The sequence below is a fragment of the Pseudomonas sp. ZS1P83 genome (assembly GCF_054897825.1).
The window spans coordinates 1,797,688-1,813,215 of the sequence record NZ_CM142706.1 but is presented as its reverse complement, the minus strand read 5'-3'; the positions used below and the strand labels follow the sequence as shown (position 1 = coordinate 1,813,215).

8 protein-coding genes are annotated in these 15,528 nt (G+C 59.1%); 4 read left to right on the top strand and 4 right to left on the bottom strand.

Annotated features, from left to right (window positions below; genetic code table 11):
* Nucleotides 1-25: 25 nt before the first annotated feature.
* Both ACYZT0_RS08760 and ACYZT0_RS08755 read right to left on the bottom strand, forming a co-directional pair.
* Complete coding sequence (locus ACYZT0_RS08760) at nt 26-1,060, bottom strand: acyltransferase family protein (RefSeq protein WP_462045475.1); 1,035 nt, start codon at nt 1,058-1,060, stop codon at nt 26-28.
* Nucleotides 1,061-1,245: 185 nt separating this feature from the next.
* The gene (locus tag ACYZT0_RS08755) at nt 1,246-3,543 is read right to left on the bottom strand and encodes a fatty acid cis/trans isomerase (protein ID WP_462045474.1); all 2,298 of its coding nucleotides are present in this window, start codon (nt 3,541-3,543) and stop codon (nt 1,246-1,248) included.
* Between the two features lie 154 nt (nt 3,544-3,697).
* Between ACYZT0_RS08755 and metH the strand changes: the two genes are divergently transcribed.
* Nucleotides 3,698-7,408 (top strand): methionine synthase, encoded by a 3,711-nt coding sequence (gene metH / locus ACYZT0_RS08750; protein ID WP_462045473.1) that lies wholly within the window; start codon nt 3,698-3,700, stop codon nt 7,406-7,408.
* 188 nt (nt 7,409-7,596) lie between these two features.
* Entirely contained in the window at nt 7,597-7,815 is a 219-nt protein-coding gene (locus ACYZT0_RS08745; protein ID WP_462045472.1) for a DUF2970 domain-containing protein, read from the top strand.
* Here the strand turns inward: ACYZT0_RS08745 and ACYZT0_RS08740 are convergent.
* Nucleotides 7,812-8,885 (bottom strand): ABC transporter substrate-binding protein, encoded by a 1,074-nt coding sequence (locus tag ACYZT0_RS08740; protein ID WP_462045471.1) that lies wholly within the window; start codon nt 8,883-8,885, stop codon nt 7,812-7,814. The two genes, ACYZT0_RS08745 and ACYZT0_RS08740, sit on opposite strands and share 4 nt — an antisense overlap.
* Before the next feature lie 525 nt (nt 8,886-9,410).
* Between ACYZT0_RS08740 and ACYZT0_RS08735 the strand changes: the two genes are divergently transcribed.
* Entirely contained in the window at nt 9,411-11,069 is a 1,659-nt protein-coding gene (locus tag ACYZT0_RS08735; RefSeq protein WP_462045470.1) for a nitrite/sulfite reductase, read from the top strand.
* A complete protein-coding gene (locus ACYZT0_RS08730) occupies nt 11,053-11,547 on the top strand; it encodes a DUF934 domain-containing protein (protein WP_462045469.1) in 495 nt (164 codons plus the stop codon). The genes ACYZT0_RS08735 and ACYZT0_RS08730 overlap by 17 nt, the downstream gene beginning before the upstream one ends.
* A gap of 50 nt (nt 11,548-11,597) precedes the next feature.
* On the opposite strand, the gene ACYZT0_RS08725 is transcribed toward ACYZT0_RS08730, so the two are convergent.
* Complete coding sequence (locus tag ACYZT0_RS08725) at nt 11,598-15,521, bottom strand: leucine-rich repeat domain-containing protein (protein WP_462045468.1); 3,924 nt, start codon at nt 15,519-15,521, stop codon at nt 11,598-11,600.
* Between the last annotated feature and the right edge of the window lie 7 nt (nt 15,522-15,528).

Here is a 15,528-nt window from a genome sequence, read left to right as displayed (position 1 = left end):
GCCAATCATCGCGCAGCACAAAGTCCTAGTATTTTTGTCGGGAAAGAGCCGGAACCGCCATGTCCGTAGGTTCACCGTCAATCCAGCCTTTAAGCCACCGATAGCTGCATTTTTCCACCCACTCGTAACTTGCCCAGGAAGCCACGCCGATTGTCGCTGCGCAAACGACGAACATCACGTAGGGGTTTACCCCATAACGCTGTGCGACAAAACCACCCGCAGACAGCACCAGGACGTGCATCAAGTACACAGAGTAGGAACAATCGCCCAGTAGCTTGAGCACCCTGCTGTTCTCGAAATAGCGCTCCAGCGCCATACACGCCATTACCAGCACCGCGCTCGGCAGCCCCCAGGCCAGCAACCGTGGCTGCGGCGCCAGGTGATAAATCGCCAGCAACGCGCCACCAATTCCCAGCAACGGCAGCCACAATCCGGGTTTGATCCAGCCGCGACGGTAGATCATGCCGATGGCGATCCCCAGCAGAAACTCATAAACAATGTCCGAACGGTAGAACTCGCTGATCCAGCCGTAGCCGGTCCAGGCCTGACACACGGCAAACAGCAGCGCCGCGACGATCAGCAGCCGAACCTGCAAGCGAAACAGCAGCGCCCAAGCAAACAGCACATAGAAGAGCATTTCGTAGTTGAGGGTCCAGCCGACGTTGAGCGTCGGATAAATCCCATAGCCACCTGGGTTTTCAGTAGGAATGAACAACAGCGACAGCAGGAAATGCGACCAATCGACCGTCTGATCCGGCAACACGGGTTGGGCGAAGACCACCAGCAGCGCCATCAGAACGGTATAGAGCCAGTAAGCCGGAACGATGCGGAACAACCGATACAACAGGAAGCGCCCCGGGGGCAGCGACTTGCCTTCGGTAGACAGGAAGATCACCAGGCCGCTAATGACGAAGAAGACATCGACGCCCACCGCGCCTTTGTCGATAAACATCTGCCCCACCGGCCCACGGGCCTGGAAGTCGAAGAAAATCTGCATGAAATGGTGGCAGACTACCGTCCAGGCCGCGAGCGCGCGCAGTGCCTGTACTGAAATCAACATCGACGGCCCTCCGATTGCAATCCGCAAATCACCGCAAATCCCAAGGAGCGAGGCTTGCTCGTGAAAGCGGTCTGACAGTCGACATCGATGCTGAATGTCATGACCGCCTTCGCGAGCAAGCTTCGCTCCTACAATGGTTCGGTGGTGTCTTTTGGTTGGGACAGCAGCCGCTAGTCAAAGGTCGATCAAAGATTCTCGTACCGGTTCATGTCCAGCACGCCCTCTTCCACCGAATCAGTCTCGTGGACGTACTGGCTCAGGTCATGGAAGTAGAACCAGAACTGCGGATGGCTGCGGCGAATGCCCCAGCGCTCGACGATTTTTTCGAAGCGATGGGCGTCCTTGGCGTTTTCCATCTCGCCCACGAACTCAGGCACTTGCCCGGCCGGAATGTTGAACATGAAGTTCGGATAGCTGCTGAGCACGCCCGGGTAAATAGTCACTGTGTCGAGCCCTGGCTGGTACCGCAGCGATTCACCGAGCAGGAACGCCACGTTACTGTGCGCGCGGTTGCGCAGCAGGCTGTAAACCTCGCGTTTGCCGCTCTGGGTTTCGATGCGCAGCAGGGTCGCTTCCGGCAACTGATCAATGACCCTCAATCCGGCCGCCGGACGCGAAGTCAGTCGACTCAACGCCTGCTCGGCGCTCTGCAATGCCGGATCGATGTTCGGCCGCGAGCAATAAGCGCCGTCACACCGGTTGATCGGATCAGGCTTGGCGTTGAGGTCGCCGTAACGGGCCAGCAACTGCATGGCGAAATCGCGTTTCGGGTCCTTTTCGTCCAGCACCAGCGCCGTCTCTTTGTCGTTATCGATGGACTCGTAGTCGAGCCACATCTTGAATTTTCCGCCGCTCTGGTACCAATCGTCGAGGTAATCATCCCGCGAATCGGCGGGCATCAGACGCAGGAAGTTTTGCTCGGCGCCGTTGCGGATCAGGTCGAAGTACAACCGCGTCTGAGCCTGATGGGAGACGTTGCCGAACACGTCGAAGTTGACCGCCAGTTGATAGTAGGTGCGCTCCAGCAGCGGGAAGTCGAACAGCCACATCGTTTGCGGCACGTCACCGATCAGGCCTTTGTTCACCGAGGCACTGTCGAAATGCCGGAAAATGCTCAGCAGCGCGTTATCGTTGCCGGCCCACAAGGTCGACCAACTCGGCGCAGGTAGCTCGGCGTAACTGTCGCGGCGCAACGCCTCGTACTCGTTGCGCTTATTGCGGTAGTCATGCCACAGGCTCAGGACACTGCCGACATCATCGTTCTGCCCCGGCATCGCCAGCAACGGCGTGGCTTGGCCGCGATACTTCGGATCAATGATGTAGAGGTCGTGCTCAGGCGCCTGGAACAGTGCCCAGAAGTTATCGCGAATCACGTCGGTGGCGATCTGGCCGCGGCACACCGGGCCGCGAATGAAGGTGCGCACGAAGTATTCGGCGTTATCGAGCATGAACTGATAACGCGCCTGGGCCGGGATCGCCTCGAACGTAGTGAACGGATTGGCCCGACGATCCGGCCCGTAGCCTGGCAACCCATTGACCTGCCAGTTGCCGTTATAGAAGAGGCTTTTGGTCCGCGCCATCTTCGCCGCGCTCAACGGGTAGGTGATGTGGGTCTTTTGCACAATCACGCCTTGCACCGGCCACAAGCGGTAATACACCTGAGTACCCGGATCGTCATTCGGGCGGCGTGTGTTGATCAGATCGATCGGCTGGCCGGTCGGCGTGCGTGAACGTACCCACTGAAAGAAATGCCCCGGCTCGCCGTCCTTGAAATAGAGATGAGCGAGAAACCAATGCTCGAACAACCAGCGCCCCACCAGGCTCTGTCGCGCGCCCGGTGCGTTGAGCAGGTTTTCCCACTGCACCACCTGCAACGCTTCTTTGGCACTCGCCACAAGGCCTTGCTCGTCAATCGGCGCGCCGGACGCTAGCCAGCGTTGCAGCGTCTGGTATTGCTGATCGGTCAGGCCTGTGACCGCCAGCGGCATGCCCTCTTGGGGATGTGAATGGGCGTAGCCGTCGAACTCGGCCGGCATGGCGCACCTGTTTTCCCGGTTCAGACCGAGGACGATGTCTTCCGGCAACTTGGCGTTGGGTTGCAATGGGGTTTTGTGGCCCTGCTCCAGCATCCGCGCCATCAGCGACGCTTGGCTGCCTTGTGCGTCGAGCACCGAATAGAAGTCCTTTTGCTGCCAGGCACGTTGACCGAAAGCGTCATAAAACAGCCGGGTCGGCGCGGCAGCCTGGCGGCGTTCGCCGTCGTAGACCGGGACCTTGGTCGCGCCCCGAGCAGCCCCTTCGCCACTGCCCAGATTGAGCTGACAGGCGGAGTCATAGCAGGCGTGGCAGGCCACACATTTTTCGGTGAAGATCGGTTGGATGTCGCGGCTGTAGGAAATCGCAGCAGATATCGCCGGACCTTGCGCGACGGCATCCCAGCTTAAAAGCAGCATAAACAGGCTGGTGATGACGCGATTCGACATGTCCCTGGTCCCAATCATGAAAAGCGCCGCGATTCTACCGGTCTGTCCCCCACACCATCATGAGCGATATTCATGCAAAACCGGGACATGCTCCAAAACCACGCAGGTTTGCTATTATCCCGCCCCTTCGTCATGGTCTTTCCGAGTAGTCCAAATGTCCGATCGCAGTGTTCGCCTTCAAGCTCTCAAGCACGCCCTCAAAGAGCGCATCCTGATTCTCGATGGCGGCATGGGCACGATGATCCAGAGCTACAAGCTCGAGGAGCAGGATTACCGGGGCAAACGCTTCGCCGACTGGCCAAGTGATGTCAAGGGCAACAACGACCTGTTGATCCTGACGCGCCCGGACGTGATTGGCGCCATCGAGAAAGCCTACCTGGATGCCGGCGCCGACATTCTGGAAACCAACACTTTCAACGCCACCCAGGTTTCCCTGGCCGACTACGGCATGCAGGGCCTGGCGTACGAGTTAAACGTAGAAGGCGCACGGCTGGCGCGCAAGGTGGCCGATGCCAAGACCCTGGAAACCCCGGAAAAGCCGCGCTTTGTCGCCGGCGTGATCGGGCCGACCAGCCGCACCTGCTCGCTGTCGCCGGACGTGAATAACCCCGGCTACCGCAACGTGACCTTCGATGAATTGGTGGAAAACTACACCGAGGCCACCAAAGGCCTGATCGAGGGCGGCGCCGACCTGATCCTGATCGAAACCATTTTCGACACATTGAACGCCAAAGCCGCGATCTTCGCCGTGCAAGGGGTGTTCGAAGCGTTGGGCATCGAACTGCCGATCATGATTTCCGGCACCATCACCGACGCCTCCGGCCGAACCCTGTCGGGCCAGACCACCGAAGCGTTCTGGAACTCCGTGGCTCACGCCAAGCCGATTTCGGTCGGCCTGAACTGCGCCCTCGGCGCCAGTGAGTTGCGCCCCTACCTGGAAGAGCTGTCGAACAAGGCCAGCACCCACGTGTCGGCGCACCCGAACGCCGGCCTGCCGAACGAATTCGGCGAGTACGACGAACTGCCGTCAGAAACTGCCAAGGTCATCGAAGAGTTCGCCCAAAGCGGCTTCCTCAACATCGTCGGCGGCTGCTGCGGCACCACACCGGGCCACATCGAAGCCATCGCCAAAGCCGTGGCCGGTTATGCGCCGCGCGAGATTCCGGAGATTCCCAAGGCCTGCCGCCTCTCGGGCTTGGAGCCGTTCACCATCGATCGCAGCTCGCTGTTCGTCAACGTCGGCGAGCGCACCAACATCACCGGTTCCGCCAAGTTCGCCCGCCTGATCCGTGAAGACAACTACACCGAAGCCCTGGAAGTCGCCCTGCAACAGGTCGAAGCCGGCGCCCAGGTGATCGACATCAACATGGACGAAGGGATGCTCGATTCGAAGAAGGCCATGGTGACCTTCCTCAATCTGATTGCCGGCGAACCGGACATCTCCCGCGTCCCGATCATGATCGACTCCTCCAAGTGGGAAGTGATCGAAGCCGGCCTCAAATGCATTCAGGGCAAGGGCATCGTCAACTCGATCAGCATGAAGGAAGGCGTCGAGCAATTCATTCACCACGCCAAACTGTGCAAGCGCTACGGCGCCGCCGTCGTCGTGATGGCCTTCGACGAAGCCGGACAGGCCGACACCGAAGCGCGCAAGAAAGAGATCTGCAAGCGCTCCTACGACATTCTGGTCAACGAAGTTGGCTTCCCGCCGGAAGACATCATCTTCGACCCGAACATCTTCGCCATCGCCACCGGCATCGAAGAACACAACAATTACGCTGTGGACTTCATCAACGCCTGTGCCTACATCCGCGACGAGCTGCCGTATGCGCTGACCTCCGGCGGCGTGTCCAATGTGTCGTTCTCGTTCCGGGGCAACAACCCGGTGCGCGAAGCGATTCACTCGGTGTTCCTGCTGTATGCGATCCGCAACGGCCTGACCATGGGTATCGTCAACGCCGGCCAACTGGAGATCTACGACCAGATTCCGGCCGAACTGCGTGACGCCGTGGAAGACGTAGTGCTCAACCGCACGCCGGAAGGCACCGACGCCCTCCTCGCCATCGCCGACAAGTACAAGGGCGATGGCAGCGTCAAGGAAGCCGAGACCGAAGAGTGGCGCGGCTGGCCCGTCAACAAACGTCTGGAGCATGCACTGGTCAAGGGCATCACCACGCATATTGTTGAAGACACCGAAGAATCCCGTCAGTCGTTCACCCGGCCGATCGAAGTGATCGAAGGCCCGCTGATGTCCGGCATGAACATCGTCGGCGACCTGTTCGGCGCCGGCAAAATGTTCCTGCCGCAGGTGGTGAAATCCGCCCGCGTGATGAAGCAGGCCGTGGCTCACTTGATCCCGTTCATCGAACTGGAAAAAGGCGACAAACCGCAAGCCAAGGGCAAAATCCTCATGGCCACGGTAAAAGGCGACGTGCACGACATCGGCAAGAACATCGTCGGCGTGGTGCTGGGCTGTAACGGCTACGACATCGTCGACCTCGGCGTGATGGTGCCGGCCGAGAAGATTCTGCAAGTGGCCAAGGAGCAAAAGTGCGACATCATCGGCCTGTCCGGCCTGATCACGCCTTCGCTGGATGAAATGGTCCACGTGGCCCGTGAGATGCAGCGTCAGGACTTCCATCTGCCGCTGATGATCGGGGGCGCGACCACCTCCAAGGCACACACAGCGGTGAAGATCGAGCCCAAGTACAGCAACGACTCGGTGATCTACGTCACCGACGCCTCTCGCGCCGTAGGTGTGGCGACACAGTTGTTGTCCAAGGAATTGAAGCCGGCCTTCATCGAGAAGACGCGCCTGGAATACATCGAAGTCCGCGAGCGCACCGCCAACCGCAGCGCCCGCACCGAACGCCTGAGCTACCCGGCGTCCATCGCCAAGAAGCCACAGTTCGACTGGAGCACCTATGAGCCGGTCAAACCGACCTTCACCGGTGCCAAGGTGCTGGAGAACATCGACCTGAAGGTCTTGGCCGAATACATCGACTGGACGCCGTTCTTTATCTCCTGGGACCTGGCCGGCAAATTCCCACGCATCCTCACGGATGAAGTGGTCGGTGAAGCCGCCACGGCGTTGTACGCCGACGCCCAGGAAATGCTTGCCAAACTGATCGACGAGAAACTCATCAGCGCCCGCGCGGTGTTCGGCTTCTGGCCGGCCAACCAGGTGCGTGAAGATGACATTGAAGTCTATGGCGATGACGGCAAGCCGATTGCCAAGTTGCATCACCTGCGCCAGCAGATCATCAAGACCGACGGCAAGCCGAACTTCTCCCTGGCCGACTTCGTGGCACCGAAGGACAGCGAACTCACCGACTACGTGGGTGGTTTCATCACCACCGCCGGGATCGGCGCCGAAGAAGTGGCCAAGGCCTATCAAGATGCCGGCGACGACTACAACTCGATCATGGTCAAGGCACTGGCAGACCGCTTGGCCGAGGCTTGCGCCGAGTGGTTGCACCAGCAGGTCCGTAAAGACTACTGGGGTTACGCCAAGGACGAGACACTCGACAACGAGGCGCTGATCAAAGAGCAATACACCGGCATCCGCCCTGCCCCGGGCTACCCGGCCTGCCCGGATCACACCGAGAAATCCGCGCTGTTCAAGTTGCTGGACCCAGAAGCTGCGGAAATGAAAGCTGGCCGCAGTGGTGTGTTCCTTACCGAGCACTACGCCATGTTCCCGGCGGCAGCGGTCAGCGGTTGGTACTTCGCTCACCCGCAGGCGCAGTATTTCGCCGTGGGCAAGATCGACAAGGACCAGGTGCAGAGTTACACGTCGCGCAAGGGTCAGGAGTTGAGCGTGACCGAGCGGTGGTTGGCGCCGAACCTGGGTTACGACAACTAATAGTAAAAGCAACTCGGTCGAGTGTGAGAGCGGCGGTGCGGCGATCCGACTTGCTCGCGAAGGCTGACTGACAGTCAACATTGATTTTGACTGTTATGGCCTCTTCGCGAGCAAGCCCGCACACATTTGGTTTGTGTCTGCCGCAGATTGTCTATGCTTACTTCTCACACATGGGTGACGAGGGGTTTATGGACGATCCAGTCGACAACAAACCGCCGACGCTTTGGCAGATGCTGCACAGCGTCCTGGCGGCGGCGTTCGGGGTGCAAAGCGGGAAGAACCGGGCCCGGGACTTCGCGCACGGCAAGCCGAGTCATTTCGTGATTCTGGGGATTTTGTTCACCGCAGTGTTTGCATTGACGCTGTTCGGCATCGTGCAACTAGTGGTGCATCTGGCCGGGGTTTAGCGCATCAAGGTTTGCAGGCTGAACGGATAGCGATACGACGTCGGCCGGCCCTTGGCTGATAGACGACGGAAGTTCACACCGTAATCCGGTGATGCACCCATGGCCAGCAATCGCTTGGCCTGTGCCTTGTCGATCAGCTGCAACAACGGGATCTGCCGGTCACGGCCGCCGTACTGGTGCAGATCCACGCCCTGCTCAAGGTCATGCACTTCCACCAGTGCCCAGCCGCCCAACGTAAAGTGCCCGCCCAACAACACGCTTATGCGCCCGTCGACCGTCGCCTGCAACGCTTCTGGCGAGGTGTTGACCGCACTGAACAACGCGTCCTTGCCGGGCATCCCGCCCGCCTCCGAATACGCCTGCATGGCGCCAAACGCCATTTCGTCATTGGCTGACCACACCAGCGAGACCATCGGGTAACGCCGGAACAGCAGTTTGGCCTGTTCATACGCCCGTTCCCGGGTCCAGCCGCTATAAACCAGTTGACGCAAACGCACTTCTGGGTGCTCGGCCAAGGCGCGCATCATGCCTTGCTCGCGCAGTTGCGCCGACGGTGTGATCTTCAGGCCGGAAAATGCCAGCAACTCGATAACCTGGCCGGGTGCCGCAGGCGGATGCTGGCGAATCAGTTCCTTGAGCATCAGGTAGCCACCCTCCTCATCGTTGGGCACCAGGCTGCCCAATCGATCAGAGCGATCCCCCAGCAGACTCAGCTGATTAGCCGTCAGCGCAGCGTTGACCATAAACAGCTTCACCCCGCTGCCCTGGGCCAGACGCAGGATTTGCGGCGCGACGTACTGTTCGTTGACGAAAACCAGATAGTCCGGACGATTGTCACCTTGCAGCGCCAGGCGAGCTTGCGCCAGCGTGAGCTCGGGCATGCGCTGGGAATAAAGAATCTGCAGGTCAATGCCCAGATCCCTGGCCGCCGCCTGCATGAATTGCGAATAGCTGACCCAGAAAGCTTCCTGAGTGGCTCCGGGATTCAGGAACAGCACTGATTCCGCGCGTGCACCGGGTCCGTAAACCGCGCCGCACATCAGCACGAATGAGTAGAAAAACTTCAACATTGATCGTCCGGGCCCCTCGGCAATTCGCCGGGCAGTATAGCCAGCGAAGTCCCGGAAAACGGCGTTTATTCGGGGTTTTGTCCGACAATCGTCGGAATCGGGCCCGGACGGGGTCGGTTATCGATGGCTGACCCAAAATACCGCGGTGCCCACGACCAGAATGATCAGGAACAGAATGGCCCAAGCATCGACTGTGCTATCGGGTTTTGACGTTTTGGTAGGGTTGCTCATTGCATCGCCTCTTGTCGGTTTTATCGGTGATTGCATAAAGACTCGAGCACAGTTAAGACGATGATTGCCCGCACCACAAATGTGGGTTTCACCGTATTGCTCCTCATTAGTCGTTTTGGTTCTTTACATATACTCAAACATCACTTTTGCGCATAACTGCAAACGGGTATATTGCCCCGGCTCCGTTGGGAGTGCGCGGCCGTGCGCGCAGAATCGCCGAGGCAACATCGGAGACTTCAGCAAGCGAAAAACGCAACTGAATCCGACCGGCCCAAGCCTGAGAACAGGACTTATATGTACGTATACGACGAGTACGATCAGCGGATCATCGAGGACCGCGTCAAGCAGTTCCGTGATCAGACCCGACGCTATCTGGCAGGCGAGCTGAGCGAAGAAGAATTCCGCCCCCTGCGCCTGCAAAATGGCCTTTATATCCAGCGCTTCGCGCCGATGTTGCGAGTGGCGGTGCCTTATGGCCAACTCACCTCGCGCCAGACGCGAATGATGGCCAAGATTGCCCGTGACTATGACAAAGGCTATGCCCACATCAGCACCCGGCAGAACGTACAGTTCAACTGGCCGGCGCTGGAAGACATCCCGGACATCCTCGCCGAACTGGCGACCGTGCAGATGCACGCTATCCAGACCAGCGGCAACTGCTTGCGCAACGTCACCACCGACCAGTTCGCCGGTGTCGCTGCCGACGAGTTGATCGATCCGCGCCCATGGTGCGAGATCGTCCGCCAGTGGACTACGTTCCACCCGGAATTCGCTTACTTGCCGCGCAAGTTCAAGATCGCCATTAACGGTTCGACGTCCGACCGTGCGGCCATCGAAGTCCATGACATCGGCCTGGAGCCGGTGCACAACGCCGCTGGCGAACTGGGCTTCCGTGTGCTGGTGGGTGGCGGTCTCGGCCGTACTCCGGTGGTGGGCGCGTTCATTAATGAATTCCTGCCGTGGAAAGACCTGTTGAGCTACCTCGACGCCATCCTGCGGGTCTATAACCGCTACGGCCGTCGTGACAACAAGTACAAGGCGCGGATCAAGATTCTGGTCAAGGCCCTGACACCTGAAGTCTTCGCGCAAAAAGTCGACGCGGAAATGGAACACCTTCGCGGTGGGCAGACCACGCTGACCGAAGCCGAAGTGCATCGTGTGGCCAAACACTTCGTCGACCCGGACTACAAGGCCCTGGATAACCAGACCGCTGAACTGGCCGAGCTCGACAAACAGCACCCGGGCTTCGCGCGCTGGCGCACCCGCAATACCCTGGCCCACAAGAAGCCAGGTTATGTGGCCGTGACCCTGTCCCTGAAGCCGACCGGTGTTGCACCGGGCGACATCACCGACAAGCAACTCGATGCCGTTGCCGACCTGGCCGATCGTTACAGCTTCGGTCAGCTGCGTACCTCACACGAGCAGAACATTATTCTGGCCGACGTTGAACAAAGTCAGTTGTTCGCGATGTGGGGCGAGTTGCGCGAGCAGGGTTTCGCCACGCCGAACATCGGCTTGCTGACTGACATCATCTGCTGCCCGGGCGGCGACTTCTGCTCCCTGGCCAACGCCAAGTCGATCCCGATTGCCGAATCGATCCAGCGTCGCTTCGAAGACCTGGATTACCTGTTCGATATCGGCGAACTGGACCTGAACATCTCCGGCTGCATGAACGCCTGTGGTCATCACCACGTCGGCCATATCGGCATCCTCGGGGTGGACAAGAAAGGCGAAGAGTTCTACCAGGTTTCCCTGGGTGGCAGCGCAAGTCGCGACGCCAGCCTGGGTAAAATTCTCGGTCCGTCCTTCGCCCAGGACGTCATGCCTGATGTGATCGAAAAGCTGATCGACGTGTACATCGAACAACGTACCGAAGACGAGCGTTTCATCGATACTTATCAGCGTATTGGCATTGACCTCTTCAAGGAGCGCGTCTATGCAGCGAATCATTAAGAACAACGAAGTCGTCGACGAAACCTGGCACCTGTTACCCAAGGATTTCAACATCGACGAGATCAGTAACTGCGACGATTACATCGTCCCGCTGCAGCTGTGGCGCGAACACAGCCGTATGCTCAAGGCCCGCGATGGCGGGTTGGGCGTGTGGCTGGACGCTGACGAAGAAGCCGAAGAAATCGGTGAAGACGTGGCAGACTTCAAGGTGATCGCCTTGAACTTCCCGGCCTTCACTGATGGCCGCAATTACTCCAATGCCCGTTTGCTGCGTGACCGTTATGGTTTCAAAGGCGAACTGCGGGCGATTGGCGACGTGTTGCGCGACCAGCTGTTTTATATGCATCGCTGCGGTTTCGATGCCTTTGCGATTCGCGCCGATAAAGACCCGTACGAAGCCCTTGAAGGACTCAAGGACTTCTCGGTGACCTATCAGGCCGCCACCGACGAACCGCTGCCGCTGTTTCGTCGCCGTTGATCGTGACGCCTTGAACCTCCATCCGGAGGTTCAAGGCGTTTCCCCTCCTCTCAAGGTTCTGGATGCTCCCCTAGCGGAATTGGCCGTCCCATGGCCACCCAGTTGCTGTAAAGGCGCGCCCGATCTTCCAGAATGTTGAACAACCTGAATGGATTCTCCGCGTCGGCCAGCGTCGTTTCGACACATTGACGCAGCCAGCCCCACAATTCCTCTGAAGCATCCGCTTCACGCATCAGTCGCCATACCCGGGCTTGCAGCAACCAGTAACCAACGCGGAAATCCGCCGTCAGGCTCAATCCGTCCATGCCCCGCAGAAACACACCACCCGAGGGTTTTGCCGCCAACCGCTGCCAGATCTCCTGCCGGGATGTCCGCAATAGCTCGTCACCTTCCTCCAGCCACGGTATCGCGCTTCCATAATCAACGCCCGGCTCGCTCAGCCAGAGATTGATGCCGGTGCGCTCACGATGCTCGACCAGTCGTATTAACGTAGCTTCATCTGTCAGCGGGTTGCCCCAAAGTCGTATCCGTTCCCAGGCGACAGGCTGATTCAATATCGCGTCGGGAATCCGAGTGATCTGGTTGTCGCGCAGGTCCAGCGAGGTCAAATACGAGTCATTGGCAACGCCGACCGGGCACCGGGTAATTCCGGTGTTTCTCAGGTTTAGAACGCGCAAATCGTTCAAGCCCAGCACCACAGGCGGGACGGTCAACGGGTTTTCACTCAGGTCCAGCGTTTGCAATTTGAGCAGGTCGCATAAGTGCCCGGCAGTGTCCTCTTTGAACGCTAGAAACGTGGCGTTGAGGTTCAGTGTTTCGAGCCGGGTCATCCGCCGAATCGTCGAGGGCAGCTCACTTTCCAGCTCGCCAGCGGGGTTGAGGCGGCGCAGGTCGACATTTTTCAGATTCAGGGAGTGCAGGTTCGGGAAACTCTCCAGAAACGCATTCAGGCTCTCGCGCTCGATCAGGTGCAATCCGTGCATCGACAGCTCGATGACTTCGTCGAAACGAACATTCATCACCGGCAACCGGTGATAGTCCTCAAAATCCAGATTGAGTCTGAAGCCGGCAACCCCCTCGCCAGAAAGGACGCGATCGGTGAGAGCCAAACGCTTTTGCCAGATGGCGATCAATTCGTCGGCCAGTTCGTTGCGGGTCTGGCGTTCGTAGTCGATCACGTGCTGCAACATTTCAACATTATGCGCCGCCACCTGTTGAGCGTTCATGCCCGCCGCGTCTTCATCGCCCAGGGCGAGGAATTCCACATCCATATCATCGACATCCAGCAATAACTGGTCGACCCAATAGCGCAAATCAATGCGCAATTGCTGCAACTGTAACTTCAGACTGTTCAGAAGTGCATGAGCCCCGGCGCCCGCCGTTCGAAGCAGTTCATCGGCTTGGACGTTGGTGAAATCCGGATAAAGATCCTTGACCTGCAACCGCATCATTTCATGGGTCAGCGCCGCAGCTTGCGGGGTGTGCGGAAATCCGCCGCCGAGCAAACCCTGGGGCTCGAAGGGCAACCCGCTATCCATCCGCTCCAACCCAAGCATCAGCTCGGAACGCGTGATTGCCCGTTCACCGAGTCGAAGCCGTAACTCGTAAGCCTGATCCAGCGAGCGCAAGGACAGCGCCTCGCGCTCCTCGACAGACAACGCACCGAGTAGCGCGCAAAACAAATCCGACGTTGCGGTGGCGGTATCCGCCGCTGCAGCATTTCGATAGCGGTTACCGGTCTTGATCAACCGACGGCAGTCCGGCGAATCGAGCGGGCCGCAGCGATCCAGTACCCGGCCACTGATCGAACCCTCAAGCACTTCGATTCGCAAGCGCCTGGGCCAACCGGGTAAGCGCCCAAGTGAATGCAGGGCGAGGATGTCGGATTCGGGGTGATCGATCGAGTGCAAGTAAAGACTCTCATAGGCGCGATTGAGTCTAACGTGGCCTTGATACTGTCGGGCCTTGCCGTCCAGGCGCTTGAACACCTGAAGCGCCTCGACAGCATCGACCGGCCGGACGATTTCGACTCCCGAGCGGTCCAGGATCTGCTCCACGACGGCTTTCGGCAAACCGGGATACTCCCGTTGAAACAACCGAACCCATTCGTGCTCCGACTGCTGGAGTGCCTGATAACGCGTATTGAACAATTGCGCTCGCGCTGCCGGATCGGCAATCGCTTCAAGCGCCTGATCGAGCTTGAATCGGCTGATGGTGTCGACCAGCAGCGGAGTCGGCGCACGCCCGACCTGCATCAGGCGCAAAATGTCGTCGTCGACGGTACTGATTCTGGCGATCTGGCCCAGCACCTCATCGCTGAACGAAGCAAACGGGGCGCACACACCACGAATCAGCTCCAACCGTGTCAGCACCGACGTCGCCGCTTGCCCGGGGGTGAGGAGAGACGACGCGTCGGGCAGACGCTCGCTGCTCAGTTCGATGACGGGCTCCGAGGATTCGTGGAGTGTTTCAGCCACTCTGCCCGCGCTTGCGCCTTCGTCCTTGAGAGCCGCGACTGCCCCGGCCAACGGTAGCGCATTGAGCAAGCCGAACACGGTGCGCGTCACACCTTCGGAACGCTTTTCGGCGGTTTGGCCGTTGACTGCCTGATTGATGCCATAGCCGGCATCGATAAGCCCGGCCAGCGCCAACAACCCCTCGCCACCGGGAACAAACAGTGCCAACGGACCAAACTGGTTGATCCACCGCACCAGCGGTTCGACTACCGCACTCAGATTGTCTCGATTGACCTGAGCATCGTCACGGATGGCTTTGACGCTGGCCATGGCCGCCCGCTTCATGGTCAACACCAGTTGCGAAAACGGATCGACTGCGGCGGACGCACGCTCAAAGTCGATGTAATCCTGCGGTTCCCAATAGCCGTCATCGTTAAAGAAACCGGCGTTATTGGTCAGCCTGTGTTTTCTCGGGTAGATCGCCATCCCCTCCAATGCAGTCAAGACTCCCGCGTGAAAGGTGCCGTCCTCACGGTCATCATCATCAAAGTGCGCGGCCAGGGCGTGTTTTGTGTCAGCCCCCTTTGCTTGCGCCACGACCCATTCGCGCAAGTGGTGGACGTCGACAAACTCATGCAACGGCGAGGAGTTCGCCGGGATGTACAACAAGATCCTGCTGCCGGCCCGTTGGCGAAAGCACCAGATATCAGTCGAGGTGTAGCGATAGATCGTTAGGCGACTGGCCTCGACTTGCGCACTGACGCGGGTCGGGGCTTGCAGATCGGTGGTGGTCAACGCGCTCCAGGTTTGATCCGCCGGCAATCCGCCGGCCTGCATTGCCAGCGCCAGGCCCTCATGGCTCAGACTGCTTTCCTGATATTGCAGGCAGGCACTCATGATAAACGCTGCCTTGACCGACGTTCTCAGCGCGTACGGTTCGGCCCGCACGATCCGCTCATCAGCGGGCCAGGCATGATCGAGATAATCCTGGAAGTGAGTCTGCAGATCCAGTGTCCACACCCATCGCTTGAAATCGGCTGGTCTGAGGGCGATTTGCGTGGTGGGGCCGAAGGCTTGTGGCACAGTCTGACGGTAGATGCCTTCGTAGGTTTCGTGGTTGCCGCTGCCGTGGTAGGCGAACTCATCGGCATTGGCCACGATGCGAACGCAAGGGCCGACCTCGGGCGGTGTGTACAGGCCGAATGCGGTTTCGCCGAAACGACCGTCGCCGACGTTTTGATAGTTGGACAGCAGTGCCTGTAACAGTGTCTGTGAGTTTGCCACCCGACCTTGCTGGCTTCCGTCCTGATAGGGATGCCCATGGTAGTTGTAGTCGAGCGTTACCAACAAAGTCGTCTGCGGCTCAATGCCCGGCCCCCACTTTTCCTTGATCAACTGTGCGCCGAACTGTTCGGGAGATTGCGGCAGCGCTGTGTTCACTGCCGACTTCAGTTCTTCACGCATCGGCAGGACGGGCGAACTCGGTGCAGTAACGTTGTCACGCAAGTGGTCATTCATATGCATT

Coding starts and splice junctions, on each gene's coding strand:
- ACYZT0_RS08745 (WP_462045472.1), top strand. CDS start 7,597: ATGGACGATCCAGTCGACAACAAACCGCCGACGCTTTGGCAGATGCTG.
- ACYZT0_RS08725 (WP_462045468.1), bottom strand. CDS start 15,521: ATGAATGACCACTTGCGTGACAACGTTACTGCACCGAGTTCGCCCGTC.
- ACYZT0_RS08755 (WP_462045474.1), bottom strand. CDS start 3,543: ATGTCGAATCGCGTCATCACCAGCCTGTTTATGCTGCTTTTAAGCTGG.
- ACYZT0_RS08730 (WP_462045469.1), top strand. CDS start 11,053: ATGCAGCGAATCATTAAGAACAACGAAGTCGTCGACGAAACCTGGCAC.
- metH (WP_462045473.1), top strand. CDS start 3,698: ATGTCCGATCGCAGTGTTCGCCTTCAAGCTCTCAAGCACGCCCTCAAA.
- ACYZT0_RS08735 (WP_462045470.1), top strand. CDS start 9,411: ATGTACGTATACGACGAGTACGATCAGCGGATCATCGAGGACCGCGTC.
- ACYZT0_RS08760 (WP_462045475.1), bottom strand. CDS start 1,060: ATGTTGATTTCAGTACAGGCACTGCGCGCGCTCGCGGCCTGGACGGTA.
- ACYZT0_RS08740 (WP_462045471.1), bottom strand. CDS start 8,885: ATGTTGAAGTTTTTCTACTCATTCGTGCTGATGTGCGGCGCGGTTTAC.